The following is a 20,921-nucleotide window of genomic DNA, read 5'->3' as shown; positions in this document are numbered from 1 at the left end:
CGGAGTCGACCAGAAATGGTCCTGAATGGGGGTATAGCTCAGCTGGGAGAGCGCTTGCATGGCATGCAAGAGGTCAGCGGTTCGATCCCGCTTACCTCCACCACAGCAAAGCGTTTCGAGATTCAAGTCGCGAAGGACAAAGACCCCTTCGTCTAGAGGCCTAGGACACGACCCTTTCACGGTTGTAACAGGGGTTCGAATCCCCTAGGGGTCGCCAAGTTTGACGATACTTGGCCTGAGCAATCAGGCGCTAAACGTCACCGACGCGGAGTGGTAGTTCAGTCGGTTAGAATACCGGCCTGTCACGCCGGGGGTCGCGGGTTCGAGTCCCGTCCACTCCGCCAAGTTTTCGTGATATCGATCTGTCCGATGACCCCTTCGTCTAGAGGCCTAGGACACGACCCTTTCACGGTTGTAACAGGGGTTCGAATCCCCTAGGGGTCGCCACTCATGATCCAGCTTCATGAGCGGCGATGCCGGCAGATCGATGCGATGCAGTACAAGTTTCCATGACGCTTGGGGCGCAAGCCTGAAGTCACGGACTGGCGCGGAGTGGTAGTTCAGTTGGTTAGAATACCGGCCTGTCACGCCGGGGGTCGCGGGTTCGAGTCCCGTCCACTCCGCCAAAATTTGGGGGTATAGCTCAGCTGGGAGAGCGCTTGCATGGCATGCAAGAGGTCAGCGGTTCGATCCCGCTTACCTCCACCAAATTTTCTGACCCCTTCGTCTAGAGGCCTAGGACACGACCCTTTCACGGTTGTAACAGGGGTTCGAATCCCCTAGGGGTCGCCAAGTCTGACGTGACTTGGCGAGTCCGCGAAAGCGGATGCAGAGACATCGTCACCACGCGGAGTGGTAGTTCAGTTGGTTAGAATACCGGCCTGTCACGCCGGGGGTCGCGGGTTCGAGTCCCGTCCACTCCGCCACCATTCAGAAGCCTGTTCATGCAAGTGAACAGGCTTTTTCGTTTTTTGTTCCCGCGTGATGCCTTGCGGCTTCTTCAGGGAAAACCAGGGGCGCGGGGATCGCGTGAGGCAGGGCCATGCCTACAATGCCGGGGCTTTCTATCAACTCCGGGCCTGGCCCCGCTATCTCCATGCAAGTCACCGCTTCCGCCTTCAAGGCCTATGACATCCGCGGCATCGTCGGACAGGCGCTCGATGAACAGTTCGCCGAGCATCTCGGTCGTGCCTTCGGCAGCGAGGCCGTCGCGCTCGGCGAGAAGGTGGTCGCGGTCGGCCGCGATGGCCGGGTGTCGGGTCCGACGCTGAGCGCGGCGCTGATGCGCGGTCTGGCCGCCACCGGCCTGGACGTGATCGACCTCGGCGCGGTCACCACGCCGATGCTGTATTACGTCGCGGCCACCCGTGGCGAGATCGGCTGCCGCAGCGGCATCCAGGTCACCGGCAGCCACAACCCGAAGGACTACAACGGCTTCAAGATGGTGCTCGGCGGCGTGGCGATCCATGGCGAGTCGATCCAGCGCCTGCGTCAGCGCATGGAAGCCGAGAACTACACGCTGGCCGCGCAGCCGGGCACGATCGCGGCGCTGGACATCCTGCCCGAATACACCGCCCGCATCCTGGGCGACTGCAGGATCAGCCGGCCGCTGAAGATCGTCGTCGATTCGGGCAACGGCATTCCGGGTGCCTCGGCGCCGGGCATCCTGAAGGCGATGGGCTGCGAGGTCATCGACCTGTACAGCCGCGTCGACGGCGACTTCCCCAACCACCATCCCGATCCGTCCAAGCCGGAGAACCTGGCCGACCTGATCAAGGTGGTGCGCGCGACCGAGGCCGACCTCGGCCTGGCCTTCGACGGCGACGGCGACCGCCTGGGCCTGATCACCGCCGACGGCCAGAACATCTTCCCGGACCGCCAGATCATGCTCTACGCGCAGGACATCCTGTCGCGCAACCCCGGCGCCACCATCATCTACGACGTGAAGTGCTCGCAGCGCCTGCCGCAGGCGATCCGCGAGGCCGGCGGCGTGCCGATGATGTGGAAGACCGGCCACTCGCTGGTCAAGGCCAAGCTGAAGGAGACCGGCGCGCCGATCGCCGGCGAGATGAGCGGCCACATCTTCTTCGGCGAGCGCTGGTACGGCTTCGACGACGCGATGTACACCGCCGCGCGCCTGCTGGAGATCCTGTCGCGCCATGCGGATCCGAGCGCGGTGCTCAACGCGCTGCCGACCAGCTACTCCACGCCGGAGCTCAACGTGCCGGTGCCGGCGGGCAACCAGCATGAGGTCGTGGCGCAACTGGTGGCGCAGGCCGACTTTCCCGGCGCCGAAATCGGTACCATCGACGGTCTGCGCGGCGACTATCTGGACGGCTTCGGCCTGATCCGCGCCTCGAACACCACGCCGGTGCTGGTGCTGCGGTTCGAGGGACACACGCCTGAGGCGCTGGAGCGCATCCAGCATGACTTCATGGCGGCGCTGCGCAAGGTGATGCCCGAGGCGGAGGTGCAGGCCGCGGCGCATTGACGCGTCCTTGCCTGCGCCGCCGAAAGACTGTCGTTGATGGCCCTGCTGCCTGCCGAACCTCGCATCCTGATCGTCAAGCTGTCGTCCCTGGGCGACGTGATCCACGCGATGCCGGTGGTGGCGGACCTGCGTGCGCGTCACCCCGGCGTGCACGTCGACTGGGTGGTGGAGCCCGGTTTCGCGCCGCTGGTGCGCCGGGTGGCGGGCATCGGCGAGGTCATCGAGTGCGCGCAGCGGCGCTGGCGCAAGCGGTGGTGGAGCGCCGAGGTCCGCCGCGAGAAGCAGCAGTTCCGCGAGCGGCTGCGTGCGCAGGCCTACGACGCGGTGGTCGACCTGCAGGGGCTGACCAAGTCGGCGCTGGTCGTGCTGTCGGCGCGGATGGCGCCGGGCGGCCTGCGCTACGCGCTGGGCAACCGCACCGACGGCTCCGGCTGGGAGGCTCCGACCCGCTGGGTGGCCGACCGGCCGATCGAGATCGAGCCGCGCATCCATGTGGTCGACCGCTCGCGCCGTCTCTGCGCCGAGGCCTTCGGCACCGCGATCGACACGCCGCCGCGTTTCGGGCTGCAGGCCGCGACCCGGCCCGATCCGGCGCGGCCGCTGATGGTGCTGGTTCACGGCACCTCGCGCGACGACAAGCTCTGGCCCGAGACGCACTGGATCGACTTCGGCCGGCGCCGGGTCGGGGAGGGCTGGCATCTGGCGCTGCCCCAGGCCGATGCGGTCGAGGCCGCACGGGCCGCGCGCATCGCCGCGGCCATCGGTGACGCGCACTGCACGCTCTGGCCGAAGATGAGCCTGGACGCGATCGTCGACCGCTTCGGTGCCGCGCAGGCGGTGGTCGGCGTCGACAGCGGGCTGTCGCATCTGGCGGTGGCGCTCGACCGGGTGCACCTGCAGCTCTACAACTTCCCGACCTCCTGGCGCACCGGGCCGCAGCCGGCGCACGGCCATCACCACCAGCTCAGTGTCGAGAGTGCGGCCGCCGGCGAGCCGCCGACGCTGGAGCAGGTCGAGCAGGCCTGGCGGCAGGTGGCGCCGTGAACCCGCCGCGACCGCATCCGGATCTGTCGCTGCGCGAGCGTCTGGCGCTGACGGGCTATGGCCAGCTGATGCGCCTGCTGCTGCCGCTGCTGATGGGGCGGCTGCTGTGGCGCGCGCGCGAGGAGCCGCTGTACGGCGCTGCGCTGGGCGAGCGTCTGGGCCTGGGCAGGACGAGCCGGCCGGGCGCGCTGTGGCTGCATGCGGTCTCGCTGGGCGAGACCCGCGCGGCCGAGCCGCTGGTGCAGGCGCTGCGCCGCGCCCGGCCCGACCTGCGCCTGCTGCTGACGCACGGCACCGCCACCGGCCGCGAGGCCGGCGCCGCGCTGCTGCGCGAGGGCGACGAGCAGCGCTGGCTGCCGCTGGACACGCCCGGTGCGGTGCGCCGCTTTCTGCGCCTTCATCGCCCGGCGCTGGGCGTGCTGATGGAGACCGAGGTCTGGCCGATGCTGCTGCACGAGGCGGCGCAGGCCGGCGTGCCGGTCGCGCTGGCCAATGCGCGGCTGTCGGAAAAGAGCCTGCGCCAGTCGCTGCGCTTCGATGCGCTGCTGCGGCCGGCGGCGCGCTCGTTCTCGGCGGTGCTGGCGCAGACGACCGAGGATGCGCAGCGGCTGAAGCAGGCCGGTGCCACCGGCGTCGAGGTCTGCGGCAACCTGAAGTACGACCTGCAGCCCGCGCCGGAGCTGCTGGCCGCCGGCCTGAGCTGGCGCGCCGGCCTGGGCCGGCCGGTGGTGCTGGCGGCGAGCTGGCGCGAGGGCGAGGACGAGCCGCTGCTGCAGGCCTGGACCCGACGTCTGGCCGCCTGGCCGGCGCAGCAGCCGCGCCCGCTGCTGCTGCTGGTGCCGCGTCACCCGCAGCGCTTCGCCGAGGTGGCCGGCCGGGTCGAGGCGGCCGGGCTGGCGCTGGTCCGGCGCAGCGGCTGGGGCGAGGGCGGGCCGGGTGCGAAGGCCCGCGACGCCGAGGTCTGGCTGGGCGACTCGATGCGCGAGATGCCGTCCTACTACGCCTGCGCCGACGTGGCGCTGCTGGGCGGCAGCTTCGCGCCGCTGGGCGGGCAGAACCTGATCGAGGCGGCGGCCTGCGGCTGCCCGGTGGTGATGGGGCCGCACACCTTCAACTTCGCGCTGCCGGCCGAGCGGGCGCTGGCGGCCGGGGCCGCGCGGCGCGCCGCGGACATGGCCGCGGCGCTGGACCAGGCGCTGGCGCTGGCGGTCGACGGGTCGGGCCATGCGCTGGCGGTGCAGGCCGCACGCGACTTCGCCGCGGCCGACCAGGGCGCGGCGCGGCGCATGGCCCTGCGCCTGGCGGCTTGGCTGCCGGCGCCCGACGGCGCACGCCGTCGGCCGGATGACCGGCTCAGCGCGCCGCGCCGAGCAGCGAGCTGACGGTGTCGATGTCGGTCGGCGCGAGCACGCCGGCCGCCTGGCGCAGCTTCAGGCCGTTGAGCAGCACGTCGTAGCGCGCCTTGGCGAGGTCGCGCTGCGTCGAGTAAAGCTGGGTCTGGGCGTTGAGCACGTCCAGGTTGACGCGCACGCCGACCTTGTAGCCGAGCTTGGTGGCGTCGAGCGCCAGCCGCGACGAGGTCTCGGCCGCCTCCAGCGCCTTGACCTGCGCGGCGCCGGACTGCACGCCGAAGAAGACCTGCCGGGTGACCTGCGCGACCGCGCGGCGCGCCGCCTCCAGGTCGTTGCGGGCCTTTTCCTCCAGCGAGACCGCCTCGCGGACCTGGTTCTGGATCGCCTGGCCGGTGTAGAGCGGCACCTTGACCGTCACGCCGATCGAGTTGCTGGTGGTGGTGCCGGCGCCGCCGCTCGACACCGCGGCCGAGCCGCGGTTGTTCGTCGTCGCGAGCTGGCCCTGCAGGTCGACGGTGGGCAGGTTGCCCGCCTCGGTGCGGCGGGTCTCGAGCCGGGCGATCTCGTAGGCCAGGCGGGCCTTGCGCACGGAGGGGCTGTCCTCGGTCTTCTCGACCCAGGACTCGATGCCCTCGGCCGGCACCGGCAGCGCGGTCGGTGCGCCCAGGCCCTGCGGCTGCACGTTGACGCGGCCGACGAGCTGGTCGAGCGCCAGCCGCTTCGTGCGCAGGTCGTTGTCGGCGGCGATCTCCTGCGCGGTGGCCAGGTCGAAGCGCGCCTGGGCTTCGCGGGTGTCGGTGATCGTCGCGGTGCCGACCTCGAAGTTGCGCTTGGCCGAGGCGAGCTGCTCGCTGATCGCCGTCTTCGATGCGCGCGCGGTGGTCAGCGCATCCTGCGCGACCAGCACGTCGAAGTAGGCCTGCGCGACCCGGATCGACAGATCCTGCTCGGCGCTGGCCAGATCGGCCTCGGCGATGTCGAGCGCCTTGCGCGCCTTGTCGATCGTCAGGCTGTTCTGGCGGTTGTACAGCGGCTGCGACGCCACCAGACCGAGCGAGGCGGCCGTGTTCGCGCGTGAACCGTACAGCGGCGTGTCCGAGGCCGAGCGGGTGTAGCCGCCCTGCAGGCCGACGTTGGGGCGCTGCAGCGCCTCGGCCTGCGCGCTCTTGTAGCGCGTCGACTCGGCGCTGGCGCGCGCGGCCAGGTAGGTCGCGTCATAGCCCCGGGCCAGCTCGACCACCTCCTTCAGGCTCTCGGCGCCGGCCGGCAGGGCCAGCGCGGCCAGCAGCAGCGAGGCCGCCAGCGGCAGGGCGCGCCGGACCGGCGCGGGCATGAAGGGTCGGGTCGTCGGCAGGGGCATGGTCATCCTCGCTCGGGAAACGGTTGCATCAGTACAGCGGCACGGCGGGATCGACCTGGCGCGACCAGGCATCGATCCCCCCCGTGATGTTATACGTATGGGGGTATCCTTGCCGTTCGAGGAACAGCGCGACCTGCAGGCTGCGCATGCCGTGGTGGCACAGCGCGAGCACCGGCTGGTCCGGATCGATCTCGGCCAGCCGGCCCGGGATCTGCTGCATCGGAATGCTCAGCAGCCGGGCGCCGGGCAGCGACAGCGAGGCGGTCGCGATCTCCCAGGGCTCGCGCACGTCGAGCAGCTGGGGCGTGTGCCCCGCGGCGGCAAGGGTCTGCACCTGTTCGGCCAGACGGGTCACGGCAAGCGGCTGCATCGGGGGCGAAGCTCCGGGAGTCGAGGGCAGGAATCAGAACGAGAAGGTGCTCGGACGCGAGAAGCCTTCCAGGCGCGGCACGATGGTGTCGAACAGCACCTCGGTGCGGAATTCGCGCTCGCTGACGCGGCGCACGCGCAGCGCGCGCATCACCGGCTCCGAGCCGACGATGGCCACCAGGCGGCCGCCGACCTTGAGCTGCTGCAGCAGCGCCTCGGGCACCTCGGCCACCGAGCCCGACAGCACGATCGCGTCCCAGGGACCGCGGCCGGCATCGCCGTTCGAGCCGTCGCCCTGGCGGACCTCGACGTTCATGATCGCGGCATGGCGCAGGTTCTCGCGGGCCAGCGAGGCCAGCTCGGCGCGCTTCTCGTAGGAGACGACCTGCTGCGCCTTGTGCGCCATCAGCGCGGCCATGAAGCCCGAGCCGGTGCCGATCTCCAGAACCTTCTCGTGGCGCTGCAGGCCGAGTTCCTGCAGCAGGCGGGCCTCGACGCGCGGCGCGAGCATGACCTGGCCGCCGGGCAGCGGCACTTCCAGGTCCATGAAGGCGACGGCGCGGTGCGCGGCCGGCACGAAGTCCTCGCGCCTGACGACGGCCAGCAGCGACAGGATGGACGGGTCGAGCACGTCCCACGGACGGATCTGCTGCTCGATCATGTTGAAACGGGCCTGTTCGACATTCATCTTGGATTCCTCGCGAGAAAGAGCATGCGCAACAAAACCCGACATTCTAGGAGGCCGGTGTGGCCATGGCCGACGCTTCGTGCCCGAACGTGGTCTGTCCAACACGCCCGCGGCCCCGTCAGGGCTGCGGATGTGCCGCCAGCCCGCGCAGCACCAGGTCGATGTGCGCACGGATGAAGTCCTGCGGCTCCATGCTCATGCCCGGGCAGTCGCAGGCCCCGAGAGAATGGCGGTGAACGCACAGCATGACCAGGGGCAGCACGATCGAATGCACGACGCAATGCACGTCCACCGGCCTGAACTCCCCCGAATCGATGCCCCGCTGGATCATGCTGCCGATCAGCTGCGAGCCCGGCAGCGCGACCTCGTCCGTCCACAGCGCGCCGATCTCGGGAAAGTTGCGCACCTCGCTGACGACCAGCTTGAACACGCCCGAGGCGTCGCTCTCGAGCGTCTGCGTCCACCAGTCGACCAGCAGCGTGCGCATCAGCTCGGTGGCGCTGCCCTCGTGCGCGGCCGCGCGTGCCATGCCGTCGGCGATGCGGGTGGACACGCGCTGCGAGATGACCTCGCGGAGCAGGTCTTCCTTGCTGGTGTAATAGAGGTAGAGCGTGCCCTTGGAGACGCCGGCCAGCCGGGCGATGTCCTCGGTCTTGGTCGCGGCGAAGCCCTTCTCGACGAAGAGCTGCAGCGCGGCGTCGAGCAGCTCGCTGGGCCGTTCGGCCTTGCGGCGCTGGTGCGACGATCCCGCCGGGGTCGGAGCATCGGGCGTGGTGGCGGTCAAGGCTGGCTTCCGGGACATCTTTAATGACTAACTGGTCAGTAATATAGTGACCCCGCGGGGGCGGGTCAACCGATCCGCGCCCGCATCGGCCCCGCGAGGGCAGGACGGATGCACAGGACATGACGGGAATCAAGACGACGGTGCCGATGGCTGCAGGTGTGCCGGGCCGCGGGCTGCAGCGGCGGCGGGTGCTGGCCGGGCTGGTGGCGGCGGGCCTGGGCGGCTGCGCCTCGGTGGTGCCGCGCGAGTTCACCACCAGCGAGCGCGAGCTGCAGGCGGCGCTGTCGGCGCGCTTTCCGCTGCAGCAGAAGGTGCTGGAGGTGTTCGAGGTGCAGGTGACGACGCCGCGGGTGCTGCTGCAGCCGGCCGCCGGCCGGCTGATGCTCGGCTTCGACCTGGGCCTGCGCGAGACGGTGCTGAGCCGGCGCGATTTCCGCGGCAGCATCATGTTCAGCAGCGCGCTGCGCTACGAGCCTTCGGACGGCACGATCCGGCTCGACCGGGTGCGCCGCGAGAACCTGGCCATCGACGGCCTGCCGGCGATGCTGGCCTCGGGACTGAACCGCTGGGGCGGCTGGCTGGCCGAGACCTGGCTGGAGAACATGGAGATCCACCGCATCGACCGGCTGGCGCTCGACCTGGCGGCCAAGGCCGGACTGCAGCCCGGACCGATCGAGGTCCGCTCGTCGGGGGTGACGCTGAAGCTGGTGCCGCTGCCGGCGTCCGGCAACATGGCACCGGCGCGTTCCTGAGCTGTCATCCGTCAAGGGTCGGGAAACGTTGAGCAGCGCATGCAAGCTGAAGCGGCCGAGAGGGCCGTCCCTGCGATGACAACTGCGATTTCCTGCGACCGGCGCGTGCTGCGCGTCGCGCTGCCGCTGCTGGCGGCCGCCACCCTGGCGGGCTGCGTGGTGGTTCCGGTGCCCGGCCCGGGGCCGGGTCGCCATCATGGCTACGGGCGCGACGTGGTGGTCGTGCCGCCGGCGCCTGCGCCGGTCCCTCAGGTCATCGTCGTGCCGGAGGACGATCGCCGCTGGCGTGGCCGCGGCGACCGCCGCGGCGGCCGCTGGCGCGAGGACTGATCCGGTCGCGAAGGCCGCCCGAGGCGGCCGGGCGATCAGCGCGGGCCGTGACCGCGGCCGCGCGGGGCCGGGCGGCCCGCGCCGAAGCCGCCACGCGGGCCGCTGCGGTCGTCGAAACGACGATCGCCACCGTCGAAGCGGCGCTCGCCCTCGAAGCGCGGCGCGCCGTCATGGCGGCGAGCGGCATGGGCGCCACGCGGGCCGTCATGGCGCGGCTCGCCACGGAATTCCGGGCGGCCTTCGCCTCGCGGCGCCTCGAAGCGGGGCGCGTCGAAACGCGGTGCCGAGTCGAAGCGCGGGCCGTCGAAGCCGCCGCGGCGCGGTGCACCGTCCATCGGACGCGCGAAGCCGTAGCCGCCACGGTCGCCGCCGCGGTTGTCCGGACGACCGCCATAGCCGCCGGGGCCGCCATGGCCGCGGTGCGGCGGACGGCCGCCGTCACGGCGCGGGGCACGGCTGAACATTTCCGGCGCCGGGCGCTTCGGCTCCAGACCTTCCAGCGTGCCCACCGGGATCGACTGGGTGGTGAACTGCTGGATGCGGCGGATCATGCCGACGTCGCGGCGCTCGGCCAGCGTGATCGCGCGGCCCGAGCGGCCGGCGCGGCCGGTGCGGCCGATGCGGTGCACGTAGTCCTCGGCCTTCATCGGCAGGCCGAAGTTGATGACGTGGCTGATGGTCGGCACGTCGATGCCGCGCGCGGCGACGTCGGTGGCCACCAGGATGCGCAGCTCGCCGCGGCGCAGCGCCATCAGCGTGCGGTTGCGACGGCCCTGCGGCATGCCGCCGTGCAGCGGCGCGACCGCATGGCCCATCTCGTACAGATGGGCGGCCAGCTCGTCGGCATCGCGCTGGGTGCTGGTGAAGATCACCGCCTGCTGCATCTCGGTGCTGGTCAGCAGGTTCTCGAGCAGGGCCGACTTGTGGTCCAGGTCATCGGCCCACAGCAGCTGCTGCTCGATGTTGGCGTGGCTGTCGGTGTGGTTGGCGACCTCGATGCGCTGGGCATCGTCCTTCAGGATCTGGTCGGCCAGGCGACCGACCTGACCGGCGAAGGTGGCGCTGACCATCACGGTCTGGCGGCCGGCCGGCAGGGCTTCGGCGATGCGCTCGATGTCCTCGATGAAGCCCATGTCGAGCATGCGGTCGGCTTCGTCCAGGATCAGCATCTCGACCTGGCCCAGGATGGCCTTGCCGCTGTCGAGGTGGTCGATCAGGCGGCCCGGGGTGGCGATCAGCAGGTCGATCGGGCCACGCAGCGCGGCCAGCTGGGCGCCGTAGGGCACGCCGCCGACGACGGTGGCGACCTTCAGGTGCGGGATGTGGCTGCCGTAGGTCACCGCGGCCTTGGAGACCTGGATGGCCAGTTCGCGGGTCGGGGCCAGCACCAGCACGCGCGGACCTTGCGGCGGCTGGCCGCGCAGCGGGCGGCGGCTCGCGGCCGGGTTGGCGGCGCGCGCGGCCAGCACGCGCTCGAGCGCCGGCAGCACGAAGGCAGCGGTCTTGCCGCTGCCGGTGTTGGAGCACACGCGCAGATCCGCGCCGGTCATCGCGGCGGGAATGGTCTGCGCCTGCACGTCGGTCGGGTTCTCGTAGCCGGCAGCGGTGACGGCTTGCAGGATGGCCTCGTTCAGGCCCAGGGTCGAAAAACTCATGTGAATACTCTCATCCGGCGCCGCGTCGGGCGCCATTCGGCAGGGGTTTCCGGCTCGCCTCGGGCGAGGTGGAAACACGGGATGGCAGGCCGGCGAAGGCAAAGGCGCGTCATCCGCATGGCGCCTGGCATCGCGGTCGGTACAGGGGATTGGAATCAAGCCTGCCGGGGTCGAATAGCATCGCCGCCGACCGCGCCTGCAGCCCCGCAGTCGCCGATCCCGGAAAAGGATGCGGTCTGCCGGAGGATGAGGGAAAGAGGAAGGTCAGAGGGGATGTGCGAAAGGCTGAACGGTGCTGCCCGTGAAAGCGGCATCAACAGCAGACCGAGATTCTAGCGCATTCCCTGATGGACTGCACGCCTGTCGTCTGATCTCGAGCTGATCCTGAAGCGGAAGAATCCGGCCTGTAACCGCGCGCCGCTAGGATCGTCCGGACGAGAAACCCCGACAGGAAAGGATGGATGGATGACGGACTCGAATCCTGCCGGCGCGTGCCGGCCGCTGCGCCTGGCCCTGATCGCCCATGACGGCCGCAAGGACCGCATGATCGCGCTGGCCCGGGAGTTCTCCCCGCGACTGCGGGGCTGCACGCTGTGCGCGACCGGCACGACCGGCGGGCGGCTGGCCGCCGAGCTCGGTCTGGAGGTGGAGCGGCTGCTCAGCGGCCCGCTCGGCGGCGACCTGCAGATCGGCGCGCGGCTGGCGGTCGGCGAGATCGACGCGGTGGTGTTCCTGCGCGATCCGATGACGCCGCAGCCGCACGAGCCCGACATCAATGCGCTGGTACGCGCCTGCGACGTGCATGACGTGCCGTGCGCGACCAACGTCAGCACCGCGCGGCTGCTGCTCGAGCAGCTGCTGCCGCGCGACTGAACCGTGAACCGGCGCGAGCGGCCGCCGCCCGCGCCTTCGATCAGCCCTGCACCACCTTGTGGTGGGCGGCCGGCACCGGCCAGCCGGCTTCCTTGCCGACGCGCGCGATGGCCTCGTTGGTGGCGAAGTAGACCTGCCAGTAGTGGTCGGTGTGGGTGTAGGGGCGCACCGAGATCACCGCGCCCTCGAGCTTGAAGTCGAGCAGGTCGACCTCGGGCGCCGGGCTCTGCGCGACGTTGGGGATCTGCGCGACGGCCGCCTTCAGGCGCGCGATCGCGTCCAGCGGATCGACGCCCTGCGCCAGCTGCGCGGTGCGCTCGACGCGGCGCACCGGCAGTGCCGAGTAGTTCTGCACCGTGTCGCCGAAGACCTTGCCGTTGCCGACGATGGTCATGACGTTGTCCGGCGTGATGACCGTGGTGCCGAACAGGCCGAGCTCGTGCACCGTGCCGGTCACGCCGCCGATCGAGACGAAGTCGCCGACCTTGAACGGGCGCAGCACCAGCATGAAGGCGCCGGCGGCGAAGTTGCCCAGCATGCCGCTCCAGGCCGCGCCGATGGCCACGCCCGCGCCGGCCAGCATCGCCGCGAACGAGGTCGTCTGGATGCCGAAGTAGCCCAGGATGCCGAGCACCAGGGTGATGTTCAGCGCGATGGTGATGATCGAGCCGAGGTACTTGGTCAGCGTCGGATCGATCGAGTTGCGGTTCATGCCCGCCTGGATCAGGTGGACCACCTTGGAGATCAGCCAGCGGCCGACGATCCAGAAGATCAGCGCGGCGCCGATCTTCATCAGCAGGTCGATCGCGGTGGTGCCCAGGAACGTCTGGATCGTTTCGATGTTCATCAGAAATCCTCCTCGAATGTGCAATATTGCACACGTGGACTGTGACGGATTTCCGGTCTGGATTCCACCTTCCTTCGGCTAGGACGCGGCGCTGTCGCTTTCTCGCAGCAGCTCCGCCAGGCGTGCGCCCGAGACGTCGCGTGCCGCGCCGAAGCCGGCGATCTGGCGTGCGGCCTGCACCCGCAGCCGCATCACGGTGAAGTCCGGCAGGCTGGCGAGCATCTCCCCGGCCGGGTGCCGGGCGACGTACAGCGCCAGCGCGTCCCGCGCCTCGGCGCTGCCCGGCTCGGACGGCCGGGCCTCGAGCCGCAGCGTCGCGCGCGGCAGCGCATGCACGCTGTCGGCCTCGTCCTCGCCGGCACAGACCAGCGCGCTGGCCCGCGGGCGGGCCAGCAGCTGCCGGGTGTGCGCGGCCAGGGCGCTGACGAGAATGATCAGGTCCGGCCCGGCCGGATCGAGCGCGTAGGGCGTCATCGACACCGCCGGCTCGCCCGCCTCGTCGAGCGTGCCCAGCGCGAGGGTGCGCCGGGTGTGCAGCAGGTCGACGAGCAGCCGGTCCATTCGGCTCGGTGCGAGCCGCGACGGGGTGTCTTCCGGGGAGGGATTCATCGTGATTTCTCCTGCATTCTTGCGGGGGGAAGGGTGAATATGGACATTTCGTTCATTTCCGTACCGCTTCACCATGGCGGGGCCGCGCAATCAGCCGCGCGGTCTGGAAAAGACGCGACAGACCCGCAAGGCCAGGGGGCCGAAAGGGCACGCGAGGGAGTCTGTCCATGATCAACGATATCGCCACGCTGCTGCTGGCGCTGCTGCTGTGCCATGCATTGCTGCTGACGCATCTGCTGTCCGTGCGGCGCACGGTGCTGGGTCGGCGGCCCGAGATCCGCCTGCTGCTGCTGGCCTCGCTGGCGATGAGCTGCGGCGATCTGCTGATGATGCTGCGCGGACAGCTGCCCGGGCCGTTCTGGCTGGTGCTGTCGAACAGCGTGATCGCTGCCGGGGCGAGGCTGATGAGCGTCTCGGCACGCTGCCTGCTGGTGGGAAGAGGTCTCTGCCGGATCGATCTGACGTGCTGGCTGGCCGGAAGCGTCGGGATGATGGTCCTGGTTGCCCTGAAGCTGCCTTATTCCTGGATCGTCTCCTGGGTGAGTCTCTGGCTGACGCTGTTGCTGCTGCCGGCGCTGCTGCTGCTGATGCACCACGGTCGCAGGAGCGAGCGGGCGCTGCGCATGGTGCTGGGCGGGTGCGTGATCTGCCTGTTGAGCACGCTGACGCGGGCGGTCGAGCCCCATCTGGCGGCGCAGGAGCCGGTGTCGCTGCTGCAGCCGGCCAGTCCTCTGAGCGGCTGGCTGTTCCTGGCGATGACCTTCGGCGCTTTCTCGATCCAGTTCGGCCTGCTGATGGCCAGCTTCGAGCGCAGTGCGGCGCAGCTCGAGCAGATGGCCACGACCGACGGCCTGACCGGCTGCCTGAACCGCGGTGCCACCCGCGCGCTGGTCGGACACGAGATCGAGCGCAGCCGGCGCGAGCAGCGACCGCTGGCGCTGGTGCTGCTCGATCTCGACCACTTCAAGCGCATCAACGACGACCATGGCCATGCGGCCGGCGATGCCGTGCTGCAGGGCTTCGCTCAGGCGGTGCGATCGCGGCTGCGCCAGTCGGACATCTTCGGTCGCATGGGCGGCGAGGAGTTCTGCGTGGTGCTGCCGTCGACCGACCGGGCCGGGGCGCACGAGGTGGTCGATGCGCTGCGGCGCGAGATCGAGCGCATGACGGTGACGCCGCCCGGCGGGGCCGGGCGGCTGCGCGTGACCGTGTCGGCTGGCACGGTGGTCTTCGATCCGCTGGTCGAGCGGCTGACGCCCTCGGCCGACCAGCTCTTCGCGCGGGCCGACGTGCTGCTCTACCGTGCCAAGCACGCCGGCCGCAACCAGGTGCAGACCAGCGGCTGGGTGAGCCTGACGCCGGTCTGAAGCCCGGCGCCACGGGGCCGGTTCAGGCCGCCTGCTGGATGCCGGCGATCTGCCAGGCGTCGTCGCGGGCGTCATGCGCGCGCACCAGGTGCCAGACCTCGTCGAAGGGCGCGGCCTCCTGGCCGGCTTCCTCGCGGATCAGGCCGCTGTAGCGCACGCTGACCAGATCGCGGCCGTTGTCGCGCTCGAAGTCGAGGATCTCGGCGCGGACCTCGACGACATCGGTCTGCTGCGCGGCCCCGTGGCGGTCCTGCAGGTCGACGCGCACCGAGGCGAACATCTCCGGCGTCGTGAAGCGGCGCAGGTCCTCGAGGTCGGCGCGGTCGTTGGCGGCCTGCATGCGGATGAAGATCATCCGCGCGGCACGCTCGAAGCCGGTGCGGTCGAAGCCGGCCGGCAGCTGCGGGGCGAAAGCAGCCGCAGCCGGCGCCGCGCCAAAGCTGGCGGCCGCGCTGCCGGGCAGGGCGACCGACGGGCCGCTGCCCGGCGCGGGGCTCGGCCAGCTGGCCTCGTGGCTGCCGCGCTGCATCGGCTGGTCGCCGAAGCCGGCACCGGCGGGGGCCAGCGTCGGTGCGGTCCTGCGATTGCGGTTCATTAGCCAGCGGATGGCGAAGACCGCCACCATCGCCAGCAGCGCGATCATCATCAGGTCGGCGAAGGCCTCGCCCAGACCGAAGTGGCCGAGCAGCGCCGCCAGGCCGATGCCGGCGGCCAGACCGGCCAGCGGGCCCAGCCAGGAGCGCTTCTTCGCCATCGCCGGCGCGTTCTGCATCGCGCCGGGAAAGGCCTGCTGCTGCGCCGGCACCTGGGCCGGTGCGGCGGGCTGCGGCGAGGGCGGGGTCTGGGCCGGCGGCGTGCTGCGCGAGGGCAGGCTGCGCTGCAGCCCGGACGAGCCGCCGCCGCCAAGGCGCTTGGCCTCGGACAGCGCCGGGGTCAGTGCGGTGGACAGCGCGAGCACGCACACGGCGGCGGTGCGCAGGAGGGTCTTCATCGTCGATCCTGGAGGAGGGGGTGGAACACGGCAGATGAGATCGATCTGCCGCACATCAAGTTCCGTGAATGTCGCGCGGGCGCGCCGGCTCACAGCGGCGGCGCATGCACCCGGATGCGCACATGGGCGGATTCGACCACCACTTCCTGGCCTGCGCGGATCTTGCAGGTCTTGCGGGATTCGGGCTGGCCGTCGACCTGCACGAGGCCGTCGGCCACCAGGGTCTTGGCTGCGCCGCCGCTGTGCGCGACGGCGGTGGCCTTCAGCAGGGCGTCGAGCGGGATGTGCTCGCCGCGGAGTTCGAAGTCGATCAGGTTCATGGCCCGATGGTAGCCGGGCCGCCGGGGCATGCGGCGGCCCGGGCGGCCTTCAGTCCACCCGCTCGACGAAGGGCATGCGGGCGCCGCGCGCCGGCGAGCCGGCCTGACGGCGGGCCTCGTCGAGCACCTCGGCCGGCAGCCGGCCGAGCAGCCAGCGCATCAGCAGCGGGATCAGCACCAGGTCGTCGCTGATGCCCAGGACCGGCAGCGCGTCCGGGATCAGGTCGACCGGCGACACCAGGTAGAGCGCCAGCGCGACGCAGCCGAGCCGGAACCAGCGTGGCGCGCGCGGATGGCGCAGCGCATGCCAGGCGATGCGGGCATCGACCCGCACGACCGCCCACAGGCGCAGCAGACGTTTCCACATGGACTCTCTCCTTTCAGGAACAGCCGGGAGTCGCAACGGGCCGGATTCTGGCCCGGTTGACCGCCGGCTTCCTGAAGGAGGGGCTTGGGGCTCAGCGCTCGGCCGCGGTGAACTTCAGCGCCGTGCCGCCGTTGGCGGTGATGATCCAGTTGGCGCTGTCGGAGCCGACCGAGCCCGAGCCCCAGGTCACGACCGGCAGCCAGTACTTGTCGCGCGGCAGCAGCCAGGTCATGTCCTTCAGCGAGCTCGGATGGGTCGCGCTGAAGTTCGAGAAGCCCAGCGAGCTGCTGGCGCTCCACTGCACGTCCATGCGCCGGTTGCCGAACTGCGCCAGCTCGGTCATCGTGTACCACTTGAAGCGGCCCAGCAGCTGCAGCGCGTCGGCCCGCTGCAGCAGCGGGTTGATCGCGGCGAGGTGGCCGCGCGCGCCCGGCGGGTGGTTGTAGAACATCCGGTTGGTGCGCTGGTTGACGACGAAGCTCTGCAGGTCGAGCAGCCACTGGCCGGACTGGGCGTTGGTGACGCCGAACTCGTCGAACTCCTCGAAGGTCGCGTACTTGCCCATCGGCGTGACCGGGAAGCTCCACAGCGACTTGGTCAGCCGGTTGCCCGCGCGCCAGGAGCGCACGCCCGCGGCGCCGCCGTCGCCGACGGTGTACATGCCGACGATGCCGCGGTTCTCGAGCCAGTTGACCGCCCAGGTCGGGTTGTTGCCCATCGGCGCGGAGTACTCGGTCGAGGCCTTGCCCTTCAGGCGGTCGACCGCGGCGTGGTTGAGCTCCAGCCACGGCAGGTAGGTCGCGGCGTTGTCCTCGCTGGCGCCCAGGCCGAACAGGTCATGGTTCCAGCCGCCGTGCGAGCCCAGCTCGTGGCCGACGGCGAGGTTCTTCAGGCGGTTGAACTGCGTCTGCGAGGCGGCATTGGTGTCGAGCTTCATGCCCATGCCGTCGCCCACCGTCACCGTGTCGACGCCGGCGGTGAAGTGGATCGAGAAGGGGCCGCGCTGCAGCACCGTCGTGGTGTCGAGCAGCGTCTTGACGTCGGTGTTGAGGTCGTCGCCGTCGTCGACGTGCCAGTTGTAGATCAGGCCGCCCTTGCCGCGCGGCTGCACCGACATCGTCGGCAGCTTGACCACGTCGCGCGCGAAGGCGTCGAGGAAGCCGTGCAGCGGCGCCGAATCGGTGCCGATGGCCTTGAAGTAGCCCAGCGGCAGGTTGACGAAGAGCACGCTGCCGCTGCCGACGCTGCGCTGGCCGGCCACCAGGCCGTGGTCGGGCGAGGACAGCCAGACATTGCCCGAGAAGCTGCCCTGCGTGACGTAGCTGAAGTAGCCCAGCGCGCCGTAGCCGTAGCCGCTGATGGCCTGCGGCGTGGTGTCGGTGCTGCTGGTCGTGCCGGTCTGGTCGACGTAGCCCAGGCCCGACAGCAGCGCGCGCAGGAAGTCGGTCGCCACCGGGATCTGCACCGAGCTCAGCAGCGACAGCGAGGAGGTGGTGGTGGAGACCTTGCTGGTGACGCTGACGGTCGGCGCCGGCAGCGTGTTCAGGCCCAGCAGGTCGCGCACCGCCAGCGTCTGGTGCTTGCGCACGTTGGCCGAGCTGGCGTCGAGCCGGGTCAGCGCGCGCTTGACGATGTGCGGGCGCATCTGCGTCGTGCCGCCGGGGTCGCTCGGCGTGGCCGGCACGTACATCGAGGTGCTGCTGCTGCCGGCCACGCTGCTGGCGGCGGCATAGGGCTGGTACTTGCCCGGAGGCAGCGACAGCTTCTCCAGGCGCGCCTTCGTGCCCACGACCGGGCCGAAGCCGACGACGCGGTCGCGCAGGCTGTCGTACATCGTGTAGTCGACGCCGACCAGCTCGGAGAAGCGCGACTTCGTCGGCGCGTAGAAGCCGCCGTCGGTCAGCGCGCCGGCGTCATAGACCAGCATCAGCTTGCCGCCGAGGTTGGCGTACTGCTTGACCGCGGCGACGACCGCGTCGCTGGCCTTGACGTGCGCGCTGTCGGGAACGATCAGGCCGGCGATCTGCTTCGGCGCGTTGCTGCCCAGCGCGAGGAACTGCGAGTCGGTCATCGTCTGCAGCCGCACGCCTTCCTCGGCGGCGGAGTCGGTCCAGACCTTGACCGGCCAGCTCGAGGCCACCGCATCGTCGGGCACCAGCATCACCAGGGTGTCGCGGGTGCCGGCGCTGGCCAGGTGCGGCAGCGTCGCCAGCAGGCCGGCGGCGGCGATCGGGGCGAGGCGGAAGGCCGGGCGGGCGCGGCGCGGCGCAGGCGTCGGTCCGGCGAGGCAGGCAAGGGTGGCGGCCAGTCGCTGGCGCCAGGAGGGGGTCGGGTTCATCGGGGTGTTTCCGGCGATCGGTGAAGGAAGGACGGGGGCGGGCACGGCGGCGCTCGGCGTTCGGTGTTCAGCGCTCGGCGGCGGTGAACTTCAGCGTGGTGCCGGCGGTGGCGGTGACGACCCAGTTCGTGGTGTCGGAGCCGACGCGGCCGCTGCCCGAGGTGATCAGCGGCGTGCCGTAGCGCGCGCGCGGCAGCAGCCAGGTCATGTCGGCCAGGCTGCTGGGGTGGGTGGCGGTGAAGGTCGACAGGCCGCTGGCGCTGCTGGCGCTCCAGCCGGTGGCCAGGCGGCGCTCGGAGAAGTTCGCCATCTGGGTCATCGTGTACCAGTTGAACTGGCCCAGCGTCCTGAGCGAGTCGGCGCGGGTCAGCAGCGGGTTGATCGCGGCGAGGTGGCCGCGCGCGCCCGGCGGGTGGTTGTAGAACAGCCGCGTCGTGCGGTGGTTGACCGCGAAGGTCTGCAGGTCGAGCAGCCACTGGCCGGACTGGGCGTCGGTGACGCCGAACTCGTCGAACTCCTCGAAGGTCGCGTACTTGCCCATCGGCACGATCGGGAAGCTCCACAGCGAGCTGGTCAGCCGGCTGCCCGAGCGCCAGGAGCGCACCGGCGCCGAGCCGGTGTCGCCGACGAAGTACATGCCGACGACCTTGCGGCCTTCCAGCCAGTTGACCGCCCAGGTCGGGTTGTTGCCCATCGGGGCCGAATACTCGGTCGAGGCCTTGCCCTTCAGGCGGTCGACCGCGGCGAAGTTCAGCTCCAGCCAGGGCTGGTAGGTGCTCTGGTTGGTCTCGTTCGCGCCCAGGCCGTAGAGGTCGTGGTTCCAGCCGCCGTGCGAGGCCAGCTCGTGGCCGGCGGCGAGGTTCTTCAGCCGGTTGAACTGGGTCTGCGAGGCGGTGCTGGTGTCCAGCTTCATGCCCAGGCCGTCGCCGGTGGCCACCGTGTCGGGGCCGGCGGTGAAGTGGATCGAGAAGGGCCCGCGCTGCAGCACCGTCGTGGTGTCGAGCAGCGCCTTGACGTCCGAGGTCAGGTCGTCGCCGTCGTCGACGTGCCAGTTGTAGACCAGGCCGCCGACGCCCTTGGGCTGGGTCGACATCATCGGCATCTGCACCTGCTCGCGCGCGAACAGGTTCAGGAAGCCGTGCAGCGGCGCCGAGTCGGTGCCGATGGCCTTGAAGTAGCCCAGCGGCAGGTTGACGAAGAGCACGCTGCCGCTGCCGGTGCTGCGCCGGCCGGCGACGACGCCGTGGTCGGGCGAGGACAGCAGCACCGTGCCGGAATAGCTGCCCTGGGTGACGTAGCTGAAGTAGCCCAGCGCGCCGTAGCCGTAGCCGCTGATGGCCTGCAGGTCGGTCGCGGCGGTGGTGGTCGCCGTGGTGGTGGTCGAGGTGGCGGCGGCGGTGGTGACGGTGCCCGTGCCCGTGCTCGTCGTCGAGGTCGTGCCGGTGCCCGCCAGCGTGACCGACGAGGTCAGGGGCGACAGCAGTCCGGTGGACCGCGACAGCGCGCTGCCCAGCATCGAGCTCAGCGCCGGCGTGGCGCTGACCTTGGTCGCCAGCCGGGTCGCGCTCGACACCGGCAGGCTGTCGAGCCCCAGCAGCTTGCGCACCGTCGCCGTGGTCTTGCGCGCCGCGCTCGAGCTCTCGTCGACGCGCTGCTGCGCGCGCGACTGCACATAGGGGCGCATCGCCGTGGTGGCGCCGGGGTCGCTGGTGCTGGCGGCGACGAACAGGGTCGAGCTGCTGGTGGTGCCGGCGGTGGTGACCGGTGCCGACCAGGCGGCGTACTTGCCCGGCGGCAGCTCGAGCGCGTCGAGCTGGGCCTGCGTGCCCACGACCGGGCCGAAGCCGACGACGCGGTCGAGCAGGGTGTCGTAGAGCGTGTAGTCGACGCCGGCGACATCGGAGAAGCGCGACTTCGTCGGCGCGTAGAAGCCGCCGGGGGTCAGCGCGCCGGCGTCATAGACCAGCATCAGCCTGCCGCCGAGGTTGGCGTACTGCCTGACCGCGGCGACGACCGCGTCGCTGGCCTTGATGTGCGCGCTGTCGGGCACGATCAGGCCGGCGATCTGCGCGGCCGCGCCGGTGCCCAGCGCGAGGAACTGCGAGTCGGTCATCGTCGTCATCCGCAGGCCCTGCTCGGCGGCGGAATCGGTCCAGACCTTGACCGGCCAGCTGCTGCTCACCGCGTCGTCGGGCACCAGCAGCACCAGGGTGTCGCGGGCGGCGGCCTGGGCGGCGCCGGCACCCAGCAGGCAGCCGCCGAGCGCCAGCGCGGCCGCCAGGCGGCGCAGCCGGGGTCGACGCAGGGGGGCGTGCGGTCCGTGCCGTCGGCTTCGGGGGAGGTGGTTTTCTCGGTTCATGTCGGCTCCTGTCTTTGTGGGTCGT

19 protein-coding genes and 8 tRNA genes are annotated in these 20,921 nt (G+C 70.8%); 15 read left to right on the top strand and 12 right to left on the bottom strand.

The window, feature by feature from the left end; all coding sequences use genetic code 11:
• Positions 1-27 precede the first annotated feature (27 nt).
• From HNQ01_RS06160 to HNQ01_RS06110, 11 genes are all read left to right on the top strand, one after another.
• Positions 28-103: transfer RNA gene (locus HNQ01_RS06160), tRNA-Ala, on the top strand.
• A 38-nt stretch (positions 104-141) separates the two neighbouring features.
• Positions 142-217: transfer RNA gene (locus HNQ01_RS06155), tRNA-Glu, on the top strand.
• Between the two features lie 50 nt (positions 218-267).
• Positions 268-344: transfer RNA gene (locus tag HNQ01_RS06150), tRNA-Asp, on the top strand.
• Between the two features lie 27 nt (positions 345-371).
• Positions 372-447, top strand: a tRNA-Glu gene (locus HNQ01_RS06145).
• Positions 448-549: 102 nt separating this feature from the next.
• Positions 550-626 (top strand) — tRNA-Asp (locus HNQ01_RS06140).
• A gap of 6 nt (positions 627-632) precedes the next feature.
• Positions 633-708: transfer RNA gene (locus HNQ01_RS06135), tRNA-Ala, on the top strand.
• 8 nt (positions 709-716) lie between these two features.
• Positions 717-792: transfer RNA gene (locus HNQ01_RS06130), tRNA-Glu, on the top strand.
• Positions 793-849: 57 nt separating this feature from the next.
• A tRNA-Asp gene (locus HNQ01_RS06125) sits at positions 850-926 on the top strand.
• A gap of 170 nt (positions 927-1,096) precedes the next feature.
• On the top strand, positions 1,097-2,491 hold the full coding sequence (locus HNQ01_RS06120; RefSeq protein WP_173804486.1) for a phosphomannomutase/phosphoglucomutase: 1,395 nt from the start codon (positions 1,097-1,099) through the stop codon (positions 2,489-2,491).
• A 36-nt stretch (positions 2,492-2,527) separates the two neighbouring features.
• A complete protein-coding gene (waaC, locus tag HNQ01_RS06115) occupies positions 2,528-3,535 on the top strand; it encodes a lipopolysaccharide heptosyltransferase I (RefSeq protein ID WP_173804485.1) in 1,008 nt (335 codons plus the stop codon).
• Positions 3,532-4,917: a 3-deoxy-D-manno-octulosonic acid transferase gene (locus HNQ01_RS06110; protein ID WP_353621641.1), complete on the top strand. Its 1,386-nt coding sequence runs from the start codon at positions 3,532-3,534 to the stop codon at positions 4,915-4,917. The genes waaC and HNQ01_RS06110 overlap by 4 nt, the downstream gene beginning before the upstream one ends.
• Here HNQ01_RS06110 and HNQ01_RS06105 read toward each other — a convergent pair.
• The 4 genes from HNQ01_RS06105 to HNQ01_RS06090 all read right to left on the bottom strand — a co-directional run bounded on the left by HNQ01_RS06105 (position 4,889) and on the right by HNQ01_RS06090 (position 8,088).
• Positions 4,889-6,247 carry a TolC family outer membrane protein gene (locus HNQ01_RS06105; RefSeq protein WP_286180523.1) on the bottom strand — a complete coding sequence of 453 codons (1,359 nt, stop codon included), beginning with the start codon at positions 6,245-6,247 and terminating at the stop codon, positions 4,889-4,891. The two genes, HNQ01_RS06110 and HNQ01_RS06105, sit on opposite strands and share 29 nt — an antisense overlap.
• 28 nt (positions 6,248-6,275) lie before the next feature.
• Positions 6,276-6,617, bottom strand: coding sequence for a rhodanese-like domain-containing protein (locus tag HNQ01_RS06100; RefSeq protein WP_173804483.1), 342 nt, complete (start codon positions 6,615-6,617; stop codon positions 6,276-6,278).
• A 33-nt stretch (positions 6,618-6,650) separates the two neighbouring features.
• Positions 6,651-7,304, bottom strand: a complete 654-nt coding sequence (locus HNQ01_RS06095; protein ID WP_173804482.1) for a protein-L-isoaspartate O-methyltransferase family protein — start codon at positions 7,302-7,304, stop codon at positions 6,651-6,653.
• Positions 7,305-7,422: 118 nt separating this feature from the next.
• Positions 7,423-8,088: a TetR/AcrR family transcriptional regulator gene (locus HNQ01_RS06090; RefSeq protein WP_286180522.1), complete on the bottom strand. Its 666-nt coding sequence runs from the start codon at positions 8,086-8,088 to the stop codon at positions 7,423-7,425.
• 119 nt (positions 8,089-8,207) lie between these two features.
• Between HNQ01_RS06090 and HNQ01_RS06085 the strand changes: the two genes are divergently transcribed.
• Positions 8,208-8,840, top strand: coding sequence for a YceB family lipoprotein (locus tag HNQ01_RS06085; protein ID WP_173804480.1), 633 nt, complete (start codon positions 8,208-8,210; stop codon positions 8,838-8,840).
• Positions 8,841-8,915: 75 nt separating this feature from the next.
• A complete protein-coding gene (locus HNQ01_RS06080; RefSeq protein ID WP_173804479.1) occupies positions 8,916-9,170 on the top strand; it encodes a hypothetical protein in 255 nt (84 codons plus the stop codon).
• 35 nt (positions 9,171-9,205) lie between these two features.
• Here HNQ01_RS06080 and HNQ01_RS06075 read toward each other — a convergent pair whose 3' ends face one another.
• Positions 9,206-10,825 carry a DEAD/DEAH box helicase gene (locus tag HNQ01_RS06075; protein WP_173804478.1) on the bottom strand — a complete coding sequence of 540 codons (1,620 nt, stop codon included), beginning with the start codon at positions 10,823-10,825 and terminating at the stop codon, positions 9,206-9,208.
• Positions 10,826-11,290: 465 nt separating this feature from the next.
• Between HNQ01_RS06075 and HNQ01_RS06070 the strand changes: the two genes are divergently transcribed.
• Complete coding sequence (locus tag HNQ01_RS06070; protein WP_173804477.1) at positions 11,291-11,698, top strand: methylglyoxal synthase; 408 nt, start codon at positions 11,291-11,293, stop codon at positions 11,696-11,698.
• A 40-nt stretch (positions 11,699-11,738) separates the two neighbouring features.
• On the opposite strand, the gene HNQ01_RS06065 is transcribed toward HNQ01_RS06070, so the two are convergent.
• Positions 11,739-12,545, bottom strand: coding sequence for a mechanosensitive ion channel family protein (locus HNQ01_RS06065; protein ID WP_173804476.1), 807 nt, complete (start codon positions 12,543-12,545; stop codon positions 11,739-11,741).
• A gap of 78 nt (positions 12,546-12,623) precedes the next feature.
• Complete coding sequence (locus tag HNQ01_RS06060; protein ID WP_286180521.1) at positions 12,624-13,154, bottom strand: HugZ family pyridoxamine 5'-phosphate oxidase; 531 nt, start codon at positions 13,152-13,154, stop codon at positions 12,624-12,626.
• 167 nt (positions 13,155-13,321) lie between these two features.
• On the opposite strand from HNQ01_RS06060, the gene HNQ01_RS06055 reads away from it, so the two are divergent.
• On the top strand, positions 13,322-14,521 hold the full coding sequence (locus HNQ01_RS06055) for a GGDEF domain-containing protein (RefSeq protein WP_173804475.1): 1,200 nt from the start codon (positions 13,322-13,324) through the stop codon (positions 14,519-14,521).
• 22 nt (positions 14,522-14,543) lie between these two features.
• On the opposite strand, the gene HNQ01_RS06050 is transcribed toward HNQ01_RS06055, so the two are convergent.
• From HNQ01_RS06050 to HNQ01_RS06030, 5 genes are all read right to left on the bottom strand, one after another.
• Entirely contained in the window at positions 14,544-15,512 is a 969-nt protein-coding gene (locus HNQ01_RS06050; protein ID WP_173804474.1) for a Tim44 domain-containing protein, read from the bottom strand.
• An 89-nt stretch (positions 15,513-15,601) separates the two neighbouring features.
• A complete protein-coding gene (locus HNQ01_RS06045) occupies positions 15,602-15,832 on the bottom strand; it encodes an RNA-binding S4 domain-containing protein (RefSeq protein WP_173804473.1) in 231 nt (76 codons plus the stop codon).
• Between the two features lie 49 nt (positions 15,833-15,881).
• Entirely contained in the window at positions 15,882-16,199 is a 318-nt protein-coding gene (locus HNQ01_RS06040) for a YkvA family protein (RefSeq protein WP_173804472.1), read from the bottom strand.
• 91 nt (positions 16,200-16,290) lie between these two features.
• Positions 16,291-18,537: a polysaccharide deacetylase family protein gene (locus HNQ01_RS06035; RefSeq protein WP_173804471.1), complete on the bottom strand. Its 2,247-nt coding sequence runs from the start codon at positions 18,535-18,537 to the stop codon at positions 16,291-16,293.
• Positions 18,538-18,604: 67 nt separating this feature from the next.
• Positions 18,605-20,896 (bottom strand): polysaccharide deacetylase family protein, encoded by a 2,292-nt coding sequence (locus tag HNQ01_RS06030; protein ID WP_173804470.1) that lies wholly within the window; start codon positions 20,894-20,896, stop codon positions 18,605-18,607.
• Positions 20,897-20,921 lie beyond the last annotated feature (25 nt).

The sequence above is a fragment of the Sphaerotilus uruguayifluvii genome, assembly GCF_013294065.1.
In the GTDB taxonomy this organism is placed as follows: domain Bacteria; phylum Pseudomonadota; class Gammaproteobacteria; order Burkholderiales; family Burkholderiaceae_C; genus Sphaerotilus; species Sphaerotilus uruguayifluvii.
This window is presented reverse-complemented; position numbering and strand designations above follow the sequence as displayed.

Excerpts from the sequence above, each read along its gene's own strand:
- HNQ01_RS06085 (WP_173804480.1), top strand. The coding sequence starts at position 8,208 with ATGACGGGAATCAAGACGACGGTGCCGATGGCTGCAGGTGTGCCGGGC.
- HNQ01_RS06100 (WP_173804483.1), bottom strand. The coding sequence starts at position 6,617 with ATGCAGCCGCTTGCCGTGACCCGTCTGGCCGAACAGGTGCAGACCCTT.
- HNQ01_RS06105 (WP_286180523.1), bottom strand. The coding sequence starts at position 6,247 with ATGCCCCTGCCGACGACCCGACCCTTCATGCCCGCGCCGGTCCGGCGC.
- HNQ01_RS06055 (WP_173804475.1), top strand. The coding sequence starts at position 13,322 with ATGATCAACGATATCGCCACGCTGCTGCTGGCGCTGCTGCTGTGCCAT.
- HNQ01_RS06035 (WP_173804471.1), bottom strand. The coding sequence starts at position 18,537 with ATGAACCCGACCCCCTCCTGGCGCCAGCGACTGGCCGCCACCCTTGCC.
- HNQ01_RS06120 (WP_173804486.1), top strand. The coding sequence starts at position 1,097 with ATGCAAGTCACCGCTTCCGCCTTCAAGGCCTATGACATCCGCGGCATC.
- HNQ01_RS06030 (WP_173804470.1), bottom strand. The coding sequence starts at position 20,896 with ATGAACCGAGAAAACCACCTCCCCCGAAGCCGACGGCACGGACCGCAC.
- HNQ01_RS06045 (WP_173804473.1), bottom strand. The coding sequence starts at position 15,832 with ATGAACCTGATCGACTTCGAACTCCGCGGCGAGCACATCCCGCTCGAC.
- HNQ01_RS06050 (WP_173804474.1), bottom strand. The coding sequence starts at position 15,512 with ATGAAGACCCTCCTGCGCACCGCCGCCGTGTGCGTGCTCGCGCTGTCC.
- waaC (WP_173804485.1), top strand. The coding sequence starts at position 2,528 with ATGGCCCTGCTGCCTGCCGAACCTCGCATCCTGATCGTCAAGCTGTCG.
- HNQ01_RS06080 (WP_173804479.1), top strand. The coding sequence starts at position 8,916 with ATGACAACTGCGATTTCCTGCGACCGGCGCGTGCTGCGCGTCGCGCTG.
- HNQ01_RS06075 (WP_173804478.1), bottom strand. The coding sequence starts at position 10,825 with ATGAGTTTTTCGACCCTGGGCCTGAACGAGGCCATCCTGCAAGCCGTC.
- HNQ01_RS06040 (WP_173804472.1), bottom strand. The coding sequence starts at position 16,199 with ATGTGGAAACGTCTGCTGCGCCTGTGGGCGGTCGTGCGGGTCGATGCC.
- HNQ01_RS06095 (WP_173804482.1), bottom strand. The coding sequence starts at position 7,304 with ATGAATGTCGAACAGGCCCGTTTCAACATGATCGAGCAGCAGATCCGT.
- HNQ01_RS06060 (WP_286180521.1), bottom strand. The coding sequence starts at position 13,154 with ATGAATCCCTCCCCGGAAGACACCCCGTCGCGGCTCGCACCGAGCCGA.
- HNQ01_RS06070 (WP_173804477.1), top strand. The coding sequence starts at position 11,291 with ATGACGGACTCGAATCCTGCCGGCGCGTGCCGGCCGCTGCGCCTGGCC.
- HNQ01_RS06065 (WP_173804476.1), bottom strand. The coding sequence starts at position 12,545 with ATGAACATCGAAACGATCCAGACGTTCCTGGGCACCACCGCGATCGAC.